This is a genomic window from Kribbella sp. DT2 (assembly GCF_049844575.1).
Taxonomy (GTDB): domain Bacteria; phylum Actinomycetota; class Actinomycetes; order Propionibacteriales; family Kribbellaceae; genus Kribbella.
On the sequence record NZ_JBNCLH010000001.1, the window covers coordinates 175,248 to 194,301 of the forward strand.

Genomic DNA, 19,054 nt, shown 5'->3' on the forward strand with positions numbered 1-19,054 from the left:
TTACCACACACTGTCAGTAGCTCGTACAAACTTTTCCGTGAACTGCTCACGAACGACCGTTAAAAACCCTCCGGAAGATCAGCGGCTTCCAACGAACTGAGCTGCTCGGCGGTCGGCGCGGTGAGCTCGGACAGCCGGTGGGCCTGCCGCTCGGTCATCTGCTGGAACATCTGCCGCGCGGTCCGTCCGTTGCCGAAGCCCTCGTCGCGCGGCATCACCTCGAACAGGTGCGTCAGCGCGGCCCGGGCGTCCCCGCTGAGCTGGTACTGGTGCTCGCCCGCGTGGTACTCGAAGATCCGCACCAGCTCGTCGGAGGTGTAGTCGTCGAACAGCATCGTCCGGGTGAACCGCGACGACAGGCCGGGGTTCGAGCCGATGAACCGGCCCATGTCGTTGACGTAGCCGGCCACGATCACCACCAGGTCCTCGCGGTGGTCCTCCATCATCTTGACCAGCGTCGCGATCGCCTCGGTCCCGAAGTCGTTGCCGATCCCGACCGGGGCCAGCGAGTAGGCCTCGTCGATGAACAGCACGCCACCGAGGGCCTGGTTGATCGCGGCGGTCGTCTTCGGACCGGTGTGCCCGACGTACTCGCCGACCAGCGCGGTCCGGTCGACCTCGATCAGGTGGCCCTTGCGGAGCAGACCGAGCGCCTTCAGCACTCGCCCGTACACCCGGGCGACGGTCGTCTTGCCGGTACCGGGGTTGCCCGCGAAGACCAGGTGCCGGCTGAGCGGCGGAGCGGGCAGCCCGGCCTCCTGCCGCATCCGGACCGTCTGCATCAGCTTCACCATCGACTGGACGTCGCGCTTCACCCGGTCGAGCCCGACCTGCTCCTCCAGCTCGGCGAGCACGTCCTCGAGGGTCTCGTCGTCCGGCGGCATGCTCTCGTCGAGCATCGCGGTCACCGGTTCGGTCCCGTTCGCGGCCGCGGCCGCCGTACCGGCTCCGCCCTTCGCGGCCGGCGGATTCATCGGTACGCCGTCGATCGTGCAGTCGTCGAACACCGGGTTGGCACCGTCGTCCTGACCGGCCGCTCCGGCGCAGTCCCGGATCCGGAGGTGCCGCAAGGTCGGCGCGCTGCCCGTGCTCAGGTGCAGCGCCGGGTACTTCGTACCGACCACGTCGCAGTCGGTGAACGTCCCGGCCGCCTTCTCGGCGAAGTAGATCCCGTTCTTGGCCACCTCGGCCACCCGCAGCCCGGTGATCGTCGGCGCGACGCCGGACCAGACCACCAGCCCGGACCCGTCGCACTTCTCGATCGTGCCGCCGCTGATCTCCGTCGACGACCCGGTCCCGGCGACGATGCCGGCCGCCTTCGTCCGGCTGACCCGGACCGCGTCCAGCCGGACGAACCCGGAGCCGGCCAGCTCGATCCCGGTACCGCTGGTGCCGGCCACCGAGCAGAGCTCCAGGCTGGTCGCTGCGCTCGACTCGAGGTGGACACCGACCGATCCGCCCGAGATCCGGCAGTCCTCGGCCCGGACGACGGCGTCGTCGACGACCGAGAGCGCGGTCAGACCGACGTCGGTGATGCCGCACCCTTCCAGCTCGACCCGCGACGCGCCGGTCGCGTGGACCCCGTGCTCGGCGCCGCCGCGGATCAGGCAGTCCTCCAGCCGCACGGTCGCCGTGTCGCTGAGGTGCAGGGCGCTGAACGCCGAACGGTCGAACCGCGTGTCGGTCAGCTTCGCCTCGGCCGCGTCGGAGATCAGCAGACCGTTCGCGCCGGAGTCGGCGACGGTGCACCCCTTCGCGGTGAGCTCGGCCTGGTCCTGGACCACGAGCCCGCTGGCCTGCGTGTCCCGCAGCCGGCAGTCGGTCAGCTCGACCTTGGCCGACCCGGAGACGTGGACGGCGCCCCCGCCCGACTTGTCGATCGTCACCTCGGTCAGCGACCCGGTCGAACCGTCCTCCAGCAGTACGCCGGCCATCCCGGTCCGGCGCAGCACGGAGTCGGTGATCGTCACCCGCGCCGCACCGCGCAGGCGGAACCCGTAGCCCGCCGTACCGGTCATCCGGAGCCGGCTCGCCTCCAGGTGCGCCGCACCGGACAGGACGACACCGATGCCGTCGATCTTCTCGATCGTGCAGTCCTCGACCTGGACCCGGACCCGGCCGGACAGGTGCATCGCGGCCAGCCGGCCGCTGCTCAGCGTGGACCGCCGGACCAGCACCGAGGTCACGCCGTACCCGGTCAGATCGGCGCCCTGACTGCCGGCGTCGTTGCCGCGGGCATGGATCCGTCCGCCGGTGACCAGACAGTCCTCGATCAGTACGCCGGCTCCGTTGGAGACCCCGATCACCGGCGTACCGCTGTCGTCGGCGGCGCGGACGACGAGACCGCGCAGCCCGCACTCGAGTCCGTCGACCAGGACGGCCGGTTCACCACTTCCCCGGACGCCGCTCAGCTCGACGCTGCCCTGGCCCTGCTCGGACATCACCATCACCGAGCGGTCCAGGACCACCTGCTCCTCGTACCGGCCGGCGGCGACCAGGACGACGTCGCCCTGACTGGCAGCGCGGACCGCGTCGGAGATCCGCCGGAAGGCTCCCCGCCCGCCTTTCGGCGTCACGTACCTGGTCGTCACTGCGCTCCCTGTTCACCGGTGTCAGGAACCGGCGGCGGCTGCACGCCGGGCGGCAGCACCAGACCTGAGTTGGTCGTCTCCGGCGGTGGCACGGTAACACCCGGCGGCAGCGCCGGCGGCTGCGACCACGGCGGATTCATCGACGCGCGCAGCGCCGGGCCGAGGAACGCGATCGACAGCCCCTTCTCGAAGAACTTGAGCCCGAACCCGGCGGCCAGGTCGGCGACCCCGCCCCTCTGGAAGTACCGGCCGGCGCCGAAGCCCATGCCGATCGTGCGCAGCATGCCGAGGCTGTTGGCCACCGCGTAGCCGGTCGCCATCGACATCCCGCCCTCGGCCACCGCCTGCCAGCCGGACAGCTTGACCGGCTTGCCGTCCGGTCCGGTGACGCCGAAGATCGCCGCGTTCATGGTGCCGGTCACGAAGGCCGTCAGCGGCAGCAGCATCATGCCCAGGCTGTAGTCGAAGGTGCCGCCGCGCCACTTGGTGACTCCACTGTCACCGGCCCACTCCTTGCCCCAGGTGGCGGTGTTGTTGGTCGGCCGGTTGGTGCCGAGCTTGCCGCTGTCCAGGTTGCCCATCGAGGTCTTCAGGTCGCGGAACGACCCACCCAGCTTGGTCTCGGTCAGCGCGGTCCCGGCCACCGTGCGCAGCGTCGTCCCGACGGCGGCGTTCATCAGCGCCTTGAGCGCGTCGGTGCCGGTGAACGGCTTGTTCTGCGCCTCGGCGATGATCGCCAGGATGATCACGCTGGCGGTGTACTCGAGGACGAAGTCGACCGACGCGTTCAGCACCGTCTTCTGGATCAGCATCCGTGAGAACGACGCGTAGTTGGCCTCCGCCCGCGCCGCGCTGCCACCGGGCCGGTACGCCTTCGGGTCGAAGGTCAGGTCCGAGTGCATCAGCCACGGCTGCCGCTGCGCGTCGCCGATCCGCGAGTTCCAGCCGCGGAACTCGGTCAGCGCGCCGCGGAAGTCGTACTCGTTGCCGGTCAGCCGCAGCCGGCCGTCGCGCAGCTCGAAGACCAGACCGTTCTGGGACCGCTCGCCGACTACGCCGCCCGTGTCGTCCCACAGCTTCCACTGGCCGTGGATCTTGTCGGTCTCCAGGAAGTTGTCGCCGGACTTGACCCGCTCGCGGACGATCTTGTCGAAGTCGAACTCCTTCCACTGCGCCCGATCGCTGACCTTCGTGGCCGCGTCCACCTCGTACTCGCGGACGCGGACGGGCCGCCCGTCACCGATGTGCTGCGGGGTCTCGAAGCGCACCTGGCGGGTCAGCTGCGGCGTACCGGGCTGGAAGTCCACGTGGTACTTGGCGTTCTGGCTCCAGCGCGGCGACCAGGTCCCGTCGCCGGTGCCCCAGCGCCGGTCGAACGTCATCGCGCTGTCGACCCGCTGCCCGAACTTGTCGAACTCGGCACTGTGCCAGTTGTTGTTGGCCGACTTCCACGACTCGACGTACCGGCCCTCGTCGAGCAGGTGCCGGTCGCGGATCAAGTTGCCCGCGGCATCGAAGTCGCGGAACGAGTTGTCCCAGCTGATCGACTCCTCGCGCGATCCCTTGAAGTGGAACCGGTCTCCGCCGCGCCCGGTCTCCACGCCGTTGACGTCCAGCTCACGCCAGGTCCACGACGACGAGTCGGCCGGACCGCTGGACCGGATGTAGCGCTGCGGCTGGTTCCCCCGTACGCCGGGCGCCAGGTGCTGCTCGCCGACCAGGTTGCCGTGCGGGTCCCGCTGGATCCAGACGTTGGTGTTGCCCGCCTCCGGGAACTCGCGGACCTGACCGCCCGGCTCGCTCTTGCGCACGATCACCCAGTCCGGGCCTTGGCCGGGACGGCTCGGCCCGGGGAGCTGGACGAAGTCCTCCCAGGTGTTGTTCTCGTTGTCGAACACCCGCCAGCCGCGCGAGGTCTCGTTGTCCCAGGCCTTCGCCGTCCGGTCGCCGAGGTTCGGCAGTGCGGTCTCCGGCGGCTCGACCTGGTCGCCGACCTTGAGCTTGCTGCCGTCGTGCAGCTTGCCCTCGTACCGGACGAAGTTGCCGGCCATGTCCACGTCGACGATCGACTCGTCGCCGGCCTGGTACCGGACGCCGCGGTGGTTGCCCCCGGCACCGGAGGTCTCCCAGCGGTGGATCTGGTACTGCGGGTCCTTGGCGATGTGCGAGGTGAAGCCGTCGAAGGTCCGGTTGTTGTCCTGCACCAGTTCGCGGAACCACACCGGCGGCCGCTGCTCACCGACCCGGCCGGCCGCGACGATGTCGCCGTTGTCCAGCTTCTTGCCGCCGCCGATCGGCTTGTCACCGGTCCCGTGGACGTCGAACTCGCCGGACCGGGTCACCACGCCCCCGTCGATCTCGAGCTTGAACTCCTGGTACCGGCGCGCGGTGTCGACGCTGTTCCAGGTGCCCCACTTCTGCTGCGCGATCTCGTCCGTGGTGCCGATCCGGACCCGGTCGGTGAAGCCGTCGCCGACCTTCTCCCAGGCCCGCGGGCCGGACGCGACCAGGCCGCCGTCGGCGTCGTACCGATTCCAGGTCCAGTTGCCGTCGGCACCGCGGGTGGCCAGCACGTGGCCGGGAATCTCCTTCTCGGCCTTGCCCATCGGCGTGATCTGCTCGGCGATCGGGTTGTCGTACTTCTGCAGTCCCTGCTCGAAGTGGCGCACGGCCCGGCCGTTGTGGTCGACGTCGCGCCACGAGAAGCCGCCGGTGTCGAACTCGCGCTTGCCCCAGTTCGCGATGCCACCTGCTCCGTCGTACGTCACCCAGGTGGTCCGCCGGTCGAACGCCCCGAAACCGAGGGTGTCGGTCTTGCGGAAGCTGTCCAGGACGGTGCCGCCCGGCAGCCAGCGACGTTCGAACACCTGGACCTCGGCGGCGGTCGAGCTGAGCAGCTTGAGGTTGCCGTTGCCGGCCCCGGTGACGTCGAGCTTGCCGTGCAGGAAGCCACCGGTACTCGCGTCCACCGTCTCGCCGCCGGTCCGGGTCCAGGTGCCGGCCACCCGGTCGACGACGTACGTGTACGGCGTCGACCGGCCCTTGTCGACGACCGGGAAGCCCTGCTCGGTGAGTTCGCCGGTCCGGGAGTACTGGTGGTACTCGCCGCTGCGGGGACTGCCGGGTGCCTGGATCTCGAGCTTGATGCCGCCCTGGGCGTCGATCGTGATCCGGTGCGGCGTCGGGACCGGCGTACCGGTCGCGTCGGTCCAGGTGACCGTGCCGTCGGAGTTCCGGGTGATCTTCGTCCCGGCCGGACCGGCGCCGAGCGGATCGAGATCGGTGATCTCCCGGACCACGGTGCCGCGTAGGTCGAACACGTCGTGCCCGCCGGTCCGGAGCACGGTGAACTCGCCGGTCGCACCGTCGAAGGTGACCGTGCGCCCGATCATCGGCTGGAAGTTGCCGTCGAGGCGCTGGGCGGTCTGCCCGACGATCTCGAGGTACCCGTTCTGTCCCGGCAGCCCGACGGGATGCCCTTGGCCCACGGGCACGCCGTTGACGTCGTACAGGTGGTAGCCGGTGGTGTCGTCGACGATCCGGAAGTGACCGTCGGGCAGGGACTCCAGCTTGGTGCCGGGGTTCGCGTTGCGCAGCTCGTGGGTCGTGGTGAGACCGTTGTTCTCGATCCTGACCTCGACGCCGCCGGGCTGGAGCCGGACGTCGAGCGTGTCCTGCGGCCACGAGGCGGGCCGCGGCAACGTCGCGAACTCGTCGCTGGTGTGCAGGACCGAGCCGCGCAGCTTGGCGCCGATGTCACCGAGCCCGGTGCTGTCCCAGGCCTTGGAGATCTCCTGGACACCGTCGTGGAACTTGACCGAGACCGATCCGCCGATCGGGTCGTGCGCGATCGTCACGGTCAGGTGATCGGCGGAGCCGGGCCGGCTCACGGTCAGCGTCGTGACGTTGCCGTCGGCACTGGTCCCGGTCCGGACCGTGGTGTGCTTGAAGCCCTCCCAGTTGCCGATCGACTGCTGGTCGAAGGCTCGCGCCAGGTCGTCGTACGCCGTCGCCGGCGGCGACACCGGTCCCGGCTCGCGGATCAGGTCGCCGTACCGGGCCGGAGGCAACTGCTCGGCCCGGACCGGGATGATCGTCAGGCCGTCCTCGATCCGGTTGTCCCCGGTCCGGATCAGCGTGGTCGGCGGCAGCGTCAGGTCGAACTGCCCCTCGTTCACCGCCGGCGCGTCGTCGGCACCGCGCTGGTAACCGTCCGGGTACTTCGACGCGAACTTGCCGTGCTCGGCCGGTACGTCGATCTCGAACACGACCCGGTTGGTCTCGACAGCGTTTCCGGGCAGGGGACGCCGGCCGTCGAGCCCGTGCGTCGTCGGGGCGGGCAACCGCTCGACGAACTCGTCGGTCTTCGCTAGCTGCGCGTCCAAGGTTGCCCCGCGGTACACCGTGACCCTGGAGTTCGGGCCGCGGAAGGACAGGTCGGCCGTGGCCTGCACGAACTCGTCGACCTTGGCCACCAGGTGGTTCACATCCACTCCACCCTGCGGCTCGACGTACCCGTCGAACCGGCGGTGGGAGCTGAAAGCGCCGTCGACCAGGTCGTCCAGCACGGCCCGGATCGAGTCGTCGGCCGCGACGGCGTCCAGGTGCGTCCGGGACAGGTTGACCGCGTTGGTCCAGCGCTCGGCGGACGGCGAGTCCGTCAGATGCGTGGCGACCGGGGCCGGCCTGGCGCCGGTGACGCCCTGGTCCAGCTCCCGGAAGACGCCGGTCGAGCGGTCGTACTTCAGCGCGCCGGCCGGTGAGGCGATCGTGATCGTGTCGGCGTCGGCCCTGACCGGCCAGCGGAATCCCGCGACGTCGTCGACCAGTCCCGTGGCGGTGTTCCCGCCGAGACCGTCGCCGGTCAGCTTCAACCACTGGCCGCCGAACGCGTTGCCGGTCAGCTGCAGCGACTCACCGGTCAGACCAAGACCGCCGCCGGGCATCGGCTTGTGGTCCCAGGTGTGGACCACCGTGCTGCCGTCGGGCGAGAGCTTGGTCAGCTTCAGGCTGTCACCGGTGTGCTGGACCTCGATCGCGCTCCCGCGCGGAACGTCGACCGCTGTGATCTGGTCGCCCCGCACGGAAATCCGGACGTCGCCGGCCAGCGGACCGTCGACCAGCCCGAAGGTCTGGCCGACCAGGTTCGGCCGGCCGATCCCCATCTCGAAGGTCCAGCTTCGGACAACGTTGCCCGAGGCACCGATCTCGTCGACCGTGACCGTCCGGCCGTCCACCGCGCCGGTGAACGAGTCGGCCCGGCTGCCGGTGAAGTGCACGGTCGCGTTGTCGAGCTGGAACGAGACTCCACCGCCAGGGACCTCGAAGGCGCGACCGGCGCCGTCGAGCTTGCCCCGCTTCGGCAGCTTGCCCAGCCGGTCGGTCAGGTCGTCGACCTCGACGTCGTGCTTGCGCTTGAACCCGCGCGTGGAGATGTCGAGGTCGGCCTGCGCCGCGTCCAGATCCATCCGCGCCTGCTGACCGATCGCCGGCGCCGACGACGAACCGTCGAGCCGGCCGCCGTGCAGGTCGACGTTCAGCTGGGCCTGCTCCAGGTTGGCCCGGGTCTGCTGGACCCGGAAGAAGTCCTCCATGCGGGTGCTGACCATCGCATCGGTGTCTCCGGGCTGACGGAACACGCCGGCCCGCGCCGCCAGGTCCTGCTCCCACTGGGCGTTGAACGGCGTCCTGTTCCAGTCGGCCGGCCGCGACATCGTCGCGAAGACGTCGCTGTCGTGCAGCGACCCCGCCTTGAGATCGGTGGCGATCGGGCCGAACTCGTCGCCGCTCCAGGTCCGGTTGAACTTCTGGACACCGTCCGAAACCGATGTCACCGTCACCGAGTCGCCGGTGCGGGTCACCGTGATGGTCAGGTCGTTGCCCGCGAACCCCGGCTTGCTGACGGTGATCGTGTTCACCAGACCGTGGGAGTTCAGCGCGGGCGTCACGTTGACGTCGGCCATGTTCGGGAACTTGCGCAGGTGTGACTCGTCGAGGGCCTTCGCGAAGTCGTCGAACGCCTCCGTCGCCGTCAGGCCGTCCCAGCGCTGGGTGATCAGCTCGTCGAGCTGCTCGGCCGGGATCTGCTCGGCCCGGACCGGGATGACGGTCAGATCGCCCTGCGGGAAGGGATCCCCGGTCCGCTTCAGCACCGTCGGCGCCAGCGTCACCTCCAGCTGCTCCTGGTTCAGAGCGCGAAGCTCGCCGGGTCCCACCGGGTAGCCGTCCGGGTACGACAGCGCGATCTTGCCGTGCGTCGGCGGTACGTCGATCTGGAACACGACCCGCTTGCCCGGGTCGGCACCCTTCGCCCACTGCGGCTGGAAGTCCCAACCGCTCGAGGTGGAGATCGGCAACCGCTCGACGAACTCGTCCGCCCGCGCTGCGACCGGGTCCATCGAGACCCCGCGGTAGACCGTCGTACTGCCGATCGGCCCCTGCCCGAGCAGGTCGTCAGCCACCCGGTTGAAGTCGTCCACGGCCTCGATCAGCTGGTCGGCGCCGGCCCCCCTCAGCACGTTGGGATCGACGAAGCCGCTGTAGAACCGTTTGCTGGTGAAAGCGCCCTCACGGATCTTGTCCATCATGCCGCGGACGTCGCCGAGCTCGTCCATCGCGGCCATGTGGGTCCGCGAGATGTCGACCTGCGCCGTCCACCGCGCCTGGCCCTCGAGGTCCCCGTCCAGACGGGCCGGCAGGTTGAGGTCCGGCCGCGGACCGGCGACACCGGGCTCGACCCGCAGGAAGTGGCCGGCCCGGTCGTAGAACTGCGGCCCCTGCGTCGACGGCACCCGGAACTCCCCGGTGGCTCCGGAGAACGTGATGGGCAGGCGACCGCCCTGACCGTCGGGGATCACCTTGTTCAGCGGCAGTCCGGCCTCGATGTCCACGACCAGCCGCTGCCCGTTGGCAACGCCGCCGGTCAGGACCAGGTCGTCGACGGTCAGCATCGGCGCTCCGGTCCGCCGGTTCAGCTGGAACGTCATCGTCCGCAGACCATCGTCGCTGGAGACCTTCAGGGTGTTGCCGGTCAGCTCGCCGGTGTAGTCGGCGGCGCGCGGCCCCATGAAGTTCGCGTGCGAGCCGTCGAAGCTGAAGGTCGCGCCGCCACCGGGAACGAGGAACTCGTTGCCTCCGGCACCGAGCAGTCGTGGTCGGTCCTTGAGCGAATCCATCACCAGGTCGTCCAGCTGACTGCGGAGGTCGTCAACCCTCAGCCCGTGCTTGGTCTCGAACGTCATCGTTGCCGTGTGCAACTCGTTCCGCGCGGTCTGCAGGCTCGTCCGCAGGTCGTCGCCGACCGCCGGGCCGGACGACGAGCCGTCGATCCGGTGCCCGCCCGCGTCCAGCTCCTTGACGGCGGCGTCGACCTTGGTCTGTGCCGCGGACACCTCCCGGAAGTCGTCCATCCGGGCGGTGGCGATCGCGTCGGTCTCGCCGGTCCGGCGGAACACGTCGAGCTTGGCCGCCGCGTCGTTCGCCCAGGCCTCGTCGAACGACTGGGTGATCAGCCGGGCCGCGGGGCCCTTGCCCTTGAGGTCGCCGGCCGGCGGCGGCGTCGTCACGTCCAGTGGCCGCGGCGCCTGGCCACTGGTGATCTCGTCCCACTTGGCCGGGTTCGTCGTGCTCAGCCAGTCGGCCTTGTTCGTCGCCGTGGAGAGCTTCGCGATCTTGCCGGCGTCCCAGTTCGCCGCCTTGTCCGGGAACTTGTCCTTGAACCAGCCGGCGAAGGAGTTGAGGTTGTCGTCGGCCTGCAGGAAGGTGTTGATCTCCCTGATCGCCGCGCCCCGCCCCGCCCCGAGGCTCGCCAGGGGGTCGGTCACCGTGACGGTGGTGACCTTCTGGTTCGGCACCAGGTGCTTCAGCCCGTCCGGAACCTCCCGGAACTCGAACAGCAGCGCCCGCTCCCCGCCGATGACGGCGTCGTTGATCCCGTGCCCGGCCACCTCGCCGCCGCCGAGGATGTACGCCCTGACCTCTTTCCAGATGCCCTGGTCACCAGGCGACGGCAGGTCCCGGAGCAGCTTCAGCGTCGCCAGCCGGTCACCCTCCGACAGTCCTTCGAGGACGACCTTCGGCTGGGTGCGTGGCAGCACGTCCCAGCCGTTCTTCACCGCCGGGTCGGTCAGGCCGGCGTACGGCGACCTGCCCGGGAAGTCACCGATCGGGATGCCGTGCTGGTCCACCTGCTTGGCGGTGAAGGTCATGATCGACTTCAGGTAGGTGTACGCGCCCTCGACGGCCCCGGGGTCGTCGAGTCCCTTGAGCGCCACCAGCGCGCTGTCGGTGCGGAACTCGGCCTTGTACCAGTCGGCCTTGGCCAGCAACTGCTCGAGCTCCAGGCTCCCGCCGCGGCCGAAGTCCGACGCCTTCACCCCGACGGTGATCTGCTGCCCGGTCGACGGCATCTGGACCGGTGGGCCGACGTGCTCCAGCCCCACCCCGTTGCCGCCGGCCAGCACGTGCTTGTTGTTCGTGACGTGCAGCTCGAACCGGCCGTCGAGGCTCACCACCGGCTCCATCGGCCGGTGGTTCGCGGCACTGATCCGGCCGTTGAACACGTCGAGCAGGAAGTCGGCCGCGTCGTCGCCGAGCTTGGTGCCGGCCTCGTCCGCCACCCGGCCCGGGTAGCTGACCAGTTCCACCGTGTGGGTCTTCCAGGTGCCGCCGACGTGCGACAGGCCCGACGGGTTGTGGTAGCTGCCGGTGCTCATGTCCTTGGTGACCATGATCAACGGCTGGTCGGTGTCGACCCGCTTGACGAACGCGAACACCCGGTCGGTACCTTCCGGCATCGCGACGGTGAGCCCCCGCAGCTCGCTCTCGTGCCCGAAGGAAGAGCTGCTGAAGTCCTTCTGGAACCTCGGCGCCGGAACCTGCGGCGGCAGATCGATCGCCGCGACGCCGGACCCGGAGCCGTGACTGGCCGCCGCGGCGGGCGGAGGCGGAGGTGGCGGGGCGACGCTCCGCACCGGCGGCGGAGGCGGAGGGGGCGGCCCGGTCATCCGGCCGTCCATGCCACCGAGCAGTCGCGGCCGCTCCTTCAGCGAGTCCGCGATCACGTCGTCCAGCTTCTGCAGGAGGTCGTCGGCATCCATCCCGTGGTTGCCGGTGAACTCGGCCTTCTTGGTCTCGAGGTCGATCTCGGCGGCCCGCAGATCGGCCTGCACCTTCTCCCCGACCGACGGAGCCGACGACGAGCCGTCGATGCGGTGACCGTGGGTCGCGAAGTTGTCGAGCGCGGCATCGAACTTCGCCTGGGCCTGCTTGACCGGGATGAAGTCGTCCATCCGGGCCGCGGCCACCGCGTCGGTCTCACCGGTCTTGCGGAACACGTTGACCTGGGCCGCCAGATCGTCGGCCCACTGCTGGTCGAACTTCCCGGCCACGGCCGCCAGGTCGCCTTCCAGCACCTTCTCGACCGACTGGGCCAACGGCACCGGCGGACGCGGCTGCTCCTTCAGCGGATCGAGCAGTACGTCGTCCGCCGTCTCCACCTGCCACTGGCCCGGCTTCGGGAAGTTCATGAACGTCTCGTTGTTGTGCAACACGTGGCCGCGCAGGTCCGTGGCCAGGTTGCGGAAGTCGGTCCTGCTCCAGGTCTGGTCGAACTTGTTCAGCCCGTCCGCGGCGATGGTGACCCGGACCGAGTCGGCCTTCGGGTCGCGCGTCACCGTGATGGTCAGGTCGTCCCCGTCGAAACCCGCCTTGCTGACGGTCGTCGTACTGGTCAGGCCGTCGGTGCTGCGGACCGAGGTCGCGCTGATGTCGCCCATGCCCTCGAACTGTTTGAGCTGGTCGACGTCGAACGACTTCACGAAGTCGTCGAACGCGGCCTCCGAGGGCAGTCCGGACCACCTGGCGTTGATCAGGTCGCCGTACTGCGCCGGTGGGATCGGCTCGGCCTTGACCGGTACCACCTTGAGCGTCACGCCGCCGACCACGACCTCCTTGTCCGGACCGGTCCGGACCAGGGTGGTCGGGGCCAGCGTCACCTCGAACTGGTCGCCGTGCACCGGCTTGACCTCGATGTCCAGCGCCTTGTACCCCTCCGGGTACGACATCGCCAGCTTCCCGTGACCAGGCGGTACGTCGATCTCGAAGACCACCCGGTTGCTCAGCGCGCTGCCCTTGGCCCACTCGCCCTGGAACGACATCGTCGAGGAGGTCGAGATCGGCAGCCGCTCGGTGAACCGGGTGGCGCCCGCGCTGCCCGGATCCATCGTCACGCCGCGGTACACGGTGATCTTGTCGACCGGCCCTTTGGTGAGCAGGTCCTCGGTGACGTTGTGGAAGTGCTGCACCTTGCCGAGCAGCGTCCCGTCGGCCAGCGCGGTCGGGTTCACGTAGCCGTCGAAGCCCCGCTTGCCGGTGAAGGACCCACCCGCCACCGACTTGATCAGGTCCTTGACCGCAGGGTCGGTCGTGTTGAGGTGGGTCCGGGACAGGTCGACCTGCGCGTTCCACCGGTTCAGCGCGTCGCCGGTCAGGTGCGGCGGCGGTACGGCGACGGGCAGGTCCCGGCCCACCGACGGGCCGAGCCCCTGGAACTCACCGGACTTGGTGTAGAGCGCCGGACCCTGCGCCGACGGGACGGTGAAGCCGTCGTCGGTGAGCTTGACCGGCAGCGGGTGACCGTCCAGGTCCCGCACGATCGCCTGGTCGAACGAGCCCATCCGGCCCTCGAGGCTGATCGGCCGGCCGTCGAACAGTCCGCCGTTCAGCGGGAACGACTCGCCGATGTGGTTCACCCGGCCGCCGAAGCCGCGGCTGAACGTCCAGGTGTGCCCGGTCGCCGCGTCGGTGACGGTCACCGTCTTCGGCGTCACCACACTGGTGAACGTGTCCGAGGCCGGACCGCTGAAGGTGACCCGGCCGCCGTTCAGCTCGAACGTGATCCCACCGCCGCCGGGCAGGTCGACGGGGCCGCCGCGACCACCGAGCAGGCGTGGCCGCTCCTTGAGCGACTCCAGAACCACGTCGTCCAGCTGCTGTTTGAGGCTGTCGGCGTCCAGCCCGTGCTTGCCGGCGAACTCGGCCTTGGCCAGGTCCAGGTCGGCCTGCGCGGCGCGCAGGTCGATGTGGACCTGATCGCCGACCGACGGACCGGACGACGGGCCGTCGATCCGGTGCCCGTGCGTCGCGACGTTGCCGGCCGCGTCGTCGAAGTGTGCCTGCGCGCGCAGCACGTGACCGAAGTCGTCCATCTTGGCGCCGACCATCGCGTCGGTGTCACCGGGCGCGCGGAACACCGCTGCCTTGGCCGCGAAGTCGGTGTCCCAGCTCGCACCGATCGCGTGCCCCTCGAACTTGCCCTGCGGGCTGTAGACCGACTTGATGCCCTTGCTGTCGACCACCTGGAACTCACCGGTGCTGAGCTGCCGCACCGTCGGAGCGCTCGGTACGGCGTCACCGCCGGCCGTGGTCACCCGGAACTCACCGGCCTGGCCCGGGAGCACGACCTGGTCGTCCATCCGCAGCAGGCCGTCGGCCTTGGTCAGCCGCACGCCTTCGTCGATCTTGACGCCGGCGCTGTCGAAGCGGACGGTGTTCCCGGTCGCGGTGTCGGTGAACCGGATGCTGCCGGTGGGCAGCACCTCCATCCGGCCGCTCGCGCCGCCCCCGTACAGGTGGTAGGTGCTGACCCCGCCCTGGGTGCGCTCGACCTTGAGGATGACGTTGCTGCGGTCCGGGATACCGTCCAGGGCGATCTCGGACCGGCTGGCGATCGTGTTCGTGCCGATGTCCGAGCTGGCGGCGTACCGGCCACCCAGCGGGTACCCCGGGTCGCGCGCCAGGTCGGTGGCCCGCGGCGCCACCGGCACCAGGTTGGTGTCCAGGCTCTGGGTCGGCATCGGGGTGTGGGTCGCGCTGCCGACCTGGCCGAGGTTCTCGACCGGGGTCGCGGAGGCCGGGAGCGGTTTGTCGCCGACCAGGATCGTCGGGGTGTGCTGGTTGGAACCGGCGTTGCCCGGCAGGTCCAGCTTTGCGTTGGGGTTGACCGGCAGGTCCTGCTTACCGCCCAGGGTGCCGGGGAGGTCCAGTTTGCCGCCCGGGTTGCCCTGCAGGTCCTGCTTCATGGTCAGGTTGCCCGGCAGGTCCGCCTTGCCACCGGGGTTGGTCAGCGCGTGGTTCCCGACGCCGTCCGGAAGGTTCGTGGCCGGCGGGGTGACCGGCCCCTGGCCGGTGGTGTGCAGGGCACCCGGCTGGACGGTGAGGTCGACGGCCCGCTGCGGAACAGCGACCTGCTGGACGTTCACCGACGGAATGTTCGTGTTCTGGGTGCCGGCCAGACCCGGGTTGTCGACCTTGACGCCGGCCGGAGGCGGGGTCTTGAGATCGGCGCCGGCCAGGTTCGGGGTGACCGTGACGTCGCCGCCGGCCTTCAGGGTGTTCACCGGCGGCGGGTTGACGCCCTGCGAGGCGACGTTGGGGTTGTGCACCAGATCGAGCGCGGCGTTGATCCGGTCGAGGCCGCCCGGCGCTGCCACCGAGTGGGTCCCGCTGACCGAGTGCGTGCCGCTGAAGGTCGCGCCGCCCGGGTTGTTGAAGATCTCGTGGGCGATCGACCGGAACTGGCCGGCGTGGAAACCGTTCGAGGCGCCGTCGAAGATCTGGCTGGCAAAGTGCGGCGAGATGGCCGGCGGGGTGCTCCGGAGCTGGGCCCCGGTCAGGTCGGCCAGGCCGTTCGAGCCGGACGGGGTGGTGACGTGCAGTGCGCTGATGTTGGTGTTGACCGCCGGCGGGTGCACGTTGGTGCCGCTGAGGTGCGTGCCGCCGACCTCCGGCGTCCCGACGTGCGGGGTGGGGATGTTGGCGACCCCGGTGTTGCCCAGTGCAACGTTGTTGACGTGGGTGGCCGGGAGGTTGGTGTTGCCGAGGTTGCCCAGTGCAACGTTGTTGACGTGGGTCGCCGGGATGTTGGTGTTCCCGAGATTGCCCAGGGCGATGTTGTTGACGTGGGTGGCCGGGAGGTTGGCGTTGCCGAGGTTGCCCAGGGCAACGTTGTTGACGTGCGTCGACGGGGGCGTCGTCGTGGAGATGTCGATCGGCCGGACCGCGATGTTGGTCTGCGGGATCGACACGTCGCCCAGCGTGGTCGCCGGAATGGCCGGCGTACCGACGTGTCCCGGTGGGAGCACCGTGGTGGGCGGCGGGACCGGCACCAGCTTGCCCGCATCGGCCGGGATCTCCAGCCCGGCCGGGGTGGTGACGGTCGGCGCCGGCCGGCCGAAGTCCCCCGCCTTGATCGGGATCAGGTCGTGCAGGTCGGTCGCGATGTTCTTGCCCTGGAAGCCGGAGCTGATGGACTCGCCCAGGCCCTTGAAGTTGATCGGGACGATCGACGGTGCCTTCATCACGAACGACTTGAAGTTGTCCCAGGCACCGGTCGTGAAGCTCCCCGAGTTGACCGGGACCATCTCCGGCGGCTTCATCATGTACGACTTGAAGTCGGCCCAGGCGCCGCTCGTGCCACCGCCTGACTCGGTCGGGATGACAGCGCCCGGCTTGGGGATCTGCGGGAGCCCGATGACGTTCTTGTTGAGCACACCGCGGTCGAAGACACCGACCTTCAGCGCCTTCGTGAAGGACTCGAAGTTGCCGAACCCCAGGTTCTTGAACGCGCGGATCTCGTCGCCGGCGACCGGCAGGAACATCCGGGTCCACTGCATGCCACCGAAGTGCGCCTTGGTGAAGTTCACCGTGCTGACCGAGAAGGTCCTGATGTTCTTGACCACGATCAGACCGATCTCGCTGATCGACAAGGTGCCGAGCGCGGTCAGGCCTTTGAGGCCGGTGAACAGCCCCTTGAAACTCATCGTTCCGTTGAAGATGTTCTTGATGCCCTGGGTGATGCCCTTCACTCCGGCGCTGATGCCGGCCCCGACTCCCTTGATGATGCTGAAGATCGGCAGCGCCTTGGTGGTCGGCGCGATCAGGCCCAGACCGGCCAGGAACAGGTCCAGGAAACTGGCGTCACCCCTGGCGACGTCGACGATGGTCTTGATGAACAGCGCCAGGTTCACCCCGATCGCGATCAGCGCGATCACGCCGCCGAAGATCAGCGCCGGGATGATCAGGATGATCGCCAGCCACTTGAACGCTTCCCAGAACGCCTCGCACTCCGAGATCGGCAGGTCGATGTCGGCGGCGCTGTTGATCTTCCCGGCGTACGTCGAGGCCTGGTCGGACTGGTACTCACCGGCCGACTTGGCGGTCTCCTTGTAGGTGTCGCGGTCCGGATCGTCCTCGGACAGCCCCCGCCCGGACGCCAGGGCGGCGTCGGCCTTGCCCTGCTGCTCGATCACGACGTCCCGCCAGTCGCGCAACGCCTGCGCGGCGGTCTCGAACGACGACGCGACGTCTTCCACGTGATTGCGCAGCTTGTCGTCCACCTTGCCGCGGAGCGCCTCGGCGGTCTTGCCCTTGAAGACGCTGTCGTCGTTCTTGTTCATCACGGCGTCGATCGCGTTGATGATCTCGCGCGCCTTGCCGCCCATCTTCTTGAATCCGTCGGCCAGCCCCTTGATCTTCTCGGGGTCCCCCGGCGTGGGGTCACTGCCGAGACCGATCGCGTCCCAGTCGCCAGGGCGTGGCATCCGAACCCTCCTCCGGTTGAAGCGGTCCTTCCGAGAGTCCACGTGGGAGGGCGCTCCATGGTTCAGTCCGGACGCCAGAAAACTTCTCTGAACCGCGGTGGCCCTCGCCGCGTGGTCTGGGTGGAACCGGCTGGACAGCGGGAGGCACCATGGCCGACATCAAGATGGACTACAACCTGCTCAACGACGCCAAGAAGGACCTGAAGGATCTTGCCGAGAACCTGATCCCGTCGATGGACGACGACGTCTTCATGAACCTCGGCGAGGGCGGTGCGAGCGACGAGCTGGGGAGCAGCGAAATGTCCTCGGCAGTCTCCACCTTGCACGGCAACGCCTCAGGCACGATGGGCAAGGCCAAGAAGGGCCTGAACGCGCTCAGTGACTCGTTCGGCTCGGTCGGTGAGGCCTTCCTGCAGTTCGACGCCGAGATCGCCCAGGGCATGCAGAGCACCAACAGCAACCTGGCGCTGTCGAACTACTACCGGGAGAAGGCCGACTGGGACCACCTCCAGGAGAACCCGGACGACTGCCTCGAAGAGAACTGGGTGCTCGACCACGCGCCGAGCTTCTGCAGCGCCGAGGACCCCGGCGACGCGCCGCCACTGGACCAGTCGATCGTCACCGACCGGGGCAACGTCAACACCCACCTGACCGTGGACGACGAAGGCAACGTGACCAAGGAGGAGACCACCGTCACCTACGACGGCAAGACCTACACCTCGGTCACGTCGTACAGCGACGGTGGCAACACGATGGTGACCGACAGCACGTACCCCGACGGCAGCACGGTGCACAACGACACCAAGATCGACGCGGACGGTGGCTCGCACAGCGTGTCGACCAGCACCGATGCCGACGGCAACAAGGACGTCACCGACAGCACGGTCAAGGGCGACGGCAGCGGGACCCAGACGGTGACGGACTCCGACGGCGTCGTCCGCGAGTACACCCGCGGACCGGACGACTGGCGCGGCACCAGCCAGGAGTGGAAGGAGACGCCGGAGAGCATCGAGGAGAACGGGCCGGACGACTCCGAAGGCGGCGACGACGACAACAACGGCGACGTCACCAACCCCGACGACTATCCCGCCTGGACCGGAAGCAAGCTCTGACCGACCCGCGGACCCCCGCAGGAAGTGAGTGAATCGCTGTGGCACTGGACGGCATCAACCTCGAGTACGGCAAGATCGAGGAGGTCAGCGGCCTGCTGAGCGACGCGAACGCCCAGATGGTTCCGCAGCTGATCAACCTGCGGAACCGGGTGAACCTCCTGGTCGAGGACGGCCTGGTCTTCAAGGTGTCCAGCGAGACCATCCGCAACCTCTACGCCTCCCTCGACACCTCGCTGCAGCAGGCGGCCGAGGGGATCAAGTCCTTCGCCACGATGTTCAACGACATCGAGGCCGGCGCGAAGGACTTCGACGACAAGATCAAGGCCGCTCTGCCCGGCTGAACCACCGACCACGGCCTGGCCCATGACCCAGGACGACGTTCGACCCATCCGCAGTGTCCACAGCCCTACCAGGAAGTGAGCAACCCGCCATGGCGCAAGACGGCATCAACCTCGACTACGGCAAGATCGTCGACGTCACCAACCTGATGAAGAACGCCCACGAGCAGATCGTGCCGCTGATCGGCACGCTGCGGGACCGGGTGAACACGCTGGTCGAGGACGGCATGGTCTTCAAGCAGTCGAGCGAGGTCATCCGCTCCACCTACAACAACTTCGACTCCAGCCTGCAGGCCGCGGTCAAGGGCATCAACGACTTCTCCGACATGTTCAACGGCATCAAGAAGAACGCCGAGGAGTTCGACCAGGGCATCACCGACAGCCTGAACCAGACGAAGTAGGACGGCTTCACC

At 69.0% G+C, this 19,054-nt stretch carries 5 protein-coding genes; 3 read left to right on the forward strand and 2 right to left on the reverse strand.

Translation table 11 applies throughout. The features are described from left to right. Positions 1-59: 59 nt before the first annotated feature. Positions 60-2,591, reverse strand: a complete 2,532-nt coding sequence (locus ACLQ2O_RS00855; protein WP_425826066.1) for a right-handed parallel beta-helix repeat-containing protein — start codon at positions 2,589-2,591, stop codon at positions 60-62. Then, positions 2,588-17,191 (reverse strand): actin cross-linking domain-containing toxin, encoded by a 14,604-nt coding sequence (locus tag ACLQ2O_RS00860; RefSeq protein WP_425826068.1) that lies wholly within the window; start codon positions 17,189-17,191, stop codon positions 2,588-2,590. Before ACLQ2O_RS00860 ends, ACLQ2O_RS00855 begins: the two co-directional genes overlap by 4 nt. Before the next feature lie 149 nt (positions 17,192-17,340). On the opposite strand from ACLQ2O_RS00860, the gene ACLQ2O_RS00865 reads away from it, so the two are divergent. From ACLQ2O_RS00865 to ACLQ2O_RS00875, 3 genes are all read left to right on the forward strand, one after another. Further along, on the forward strand, positions 17,341-18,303 hold the full coding sequence (locus ACLQ2O_RS00865) for a hypothetical protein (RefSeq protein WP_425826070.1): 963 nt from the start codon (positions 17,341-17,343) through the stop codon (positions 18,301-18,303). Positions 18,304-18,341: 38 nt separating this feature from the next. Further along, a complete protein-coding gene (locus tag ACLQ2O_RS00870) occupies positions 18,342-18,644 on the forward strand; it encodes a hypothetical protein (protein ID WP_184801435.1) in 303 nt (100 codons plus the stop codon). A gap of 89 nt (positions 18,645-18,733) precedes the next feature. Further along, positions 18,734-19,042: a hypothetical protein gene (locus ACLQ2O_RS00875; RefSeq protein ID WP_145805289.1), complete on the forward strand. Its 309-nt coding sequence runs from the start codon at positions 18,734-18,736 to the stop codon at positions 19,040-19,042. The last annotated feature ends 12 nt before the right edge of the window (positions 19,043-19,054 follow it).

Bases quoted from the DNA above. Each gene is read 5' to 3' on its own strand.
- ACLQ2O_RS00860 (WP_425826068.1), bottom strand. From the start codon at position 17,191: ATGCCACGCCCTGGCGACTGGGACGCGATCGGTCTCGGCAGTGACCCC.
- ACLQ2O_RS00865 (WP_425826070.1), top strand. From the start codon at position 17,341: ATGGCCGACATCAAGATGGACTACAACCTGCTCAACGACGCCAAGAAG.
- ACLQ2O_RS00875 (WP_145805289.1), top strand. From the start codon at position 18,734: ATGGCGCAAGACGGCATCAACCTCGACTACGGCAAGATCGTCGACGTC.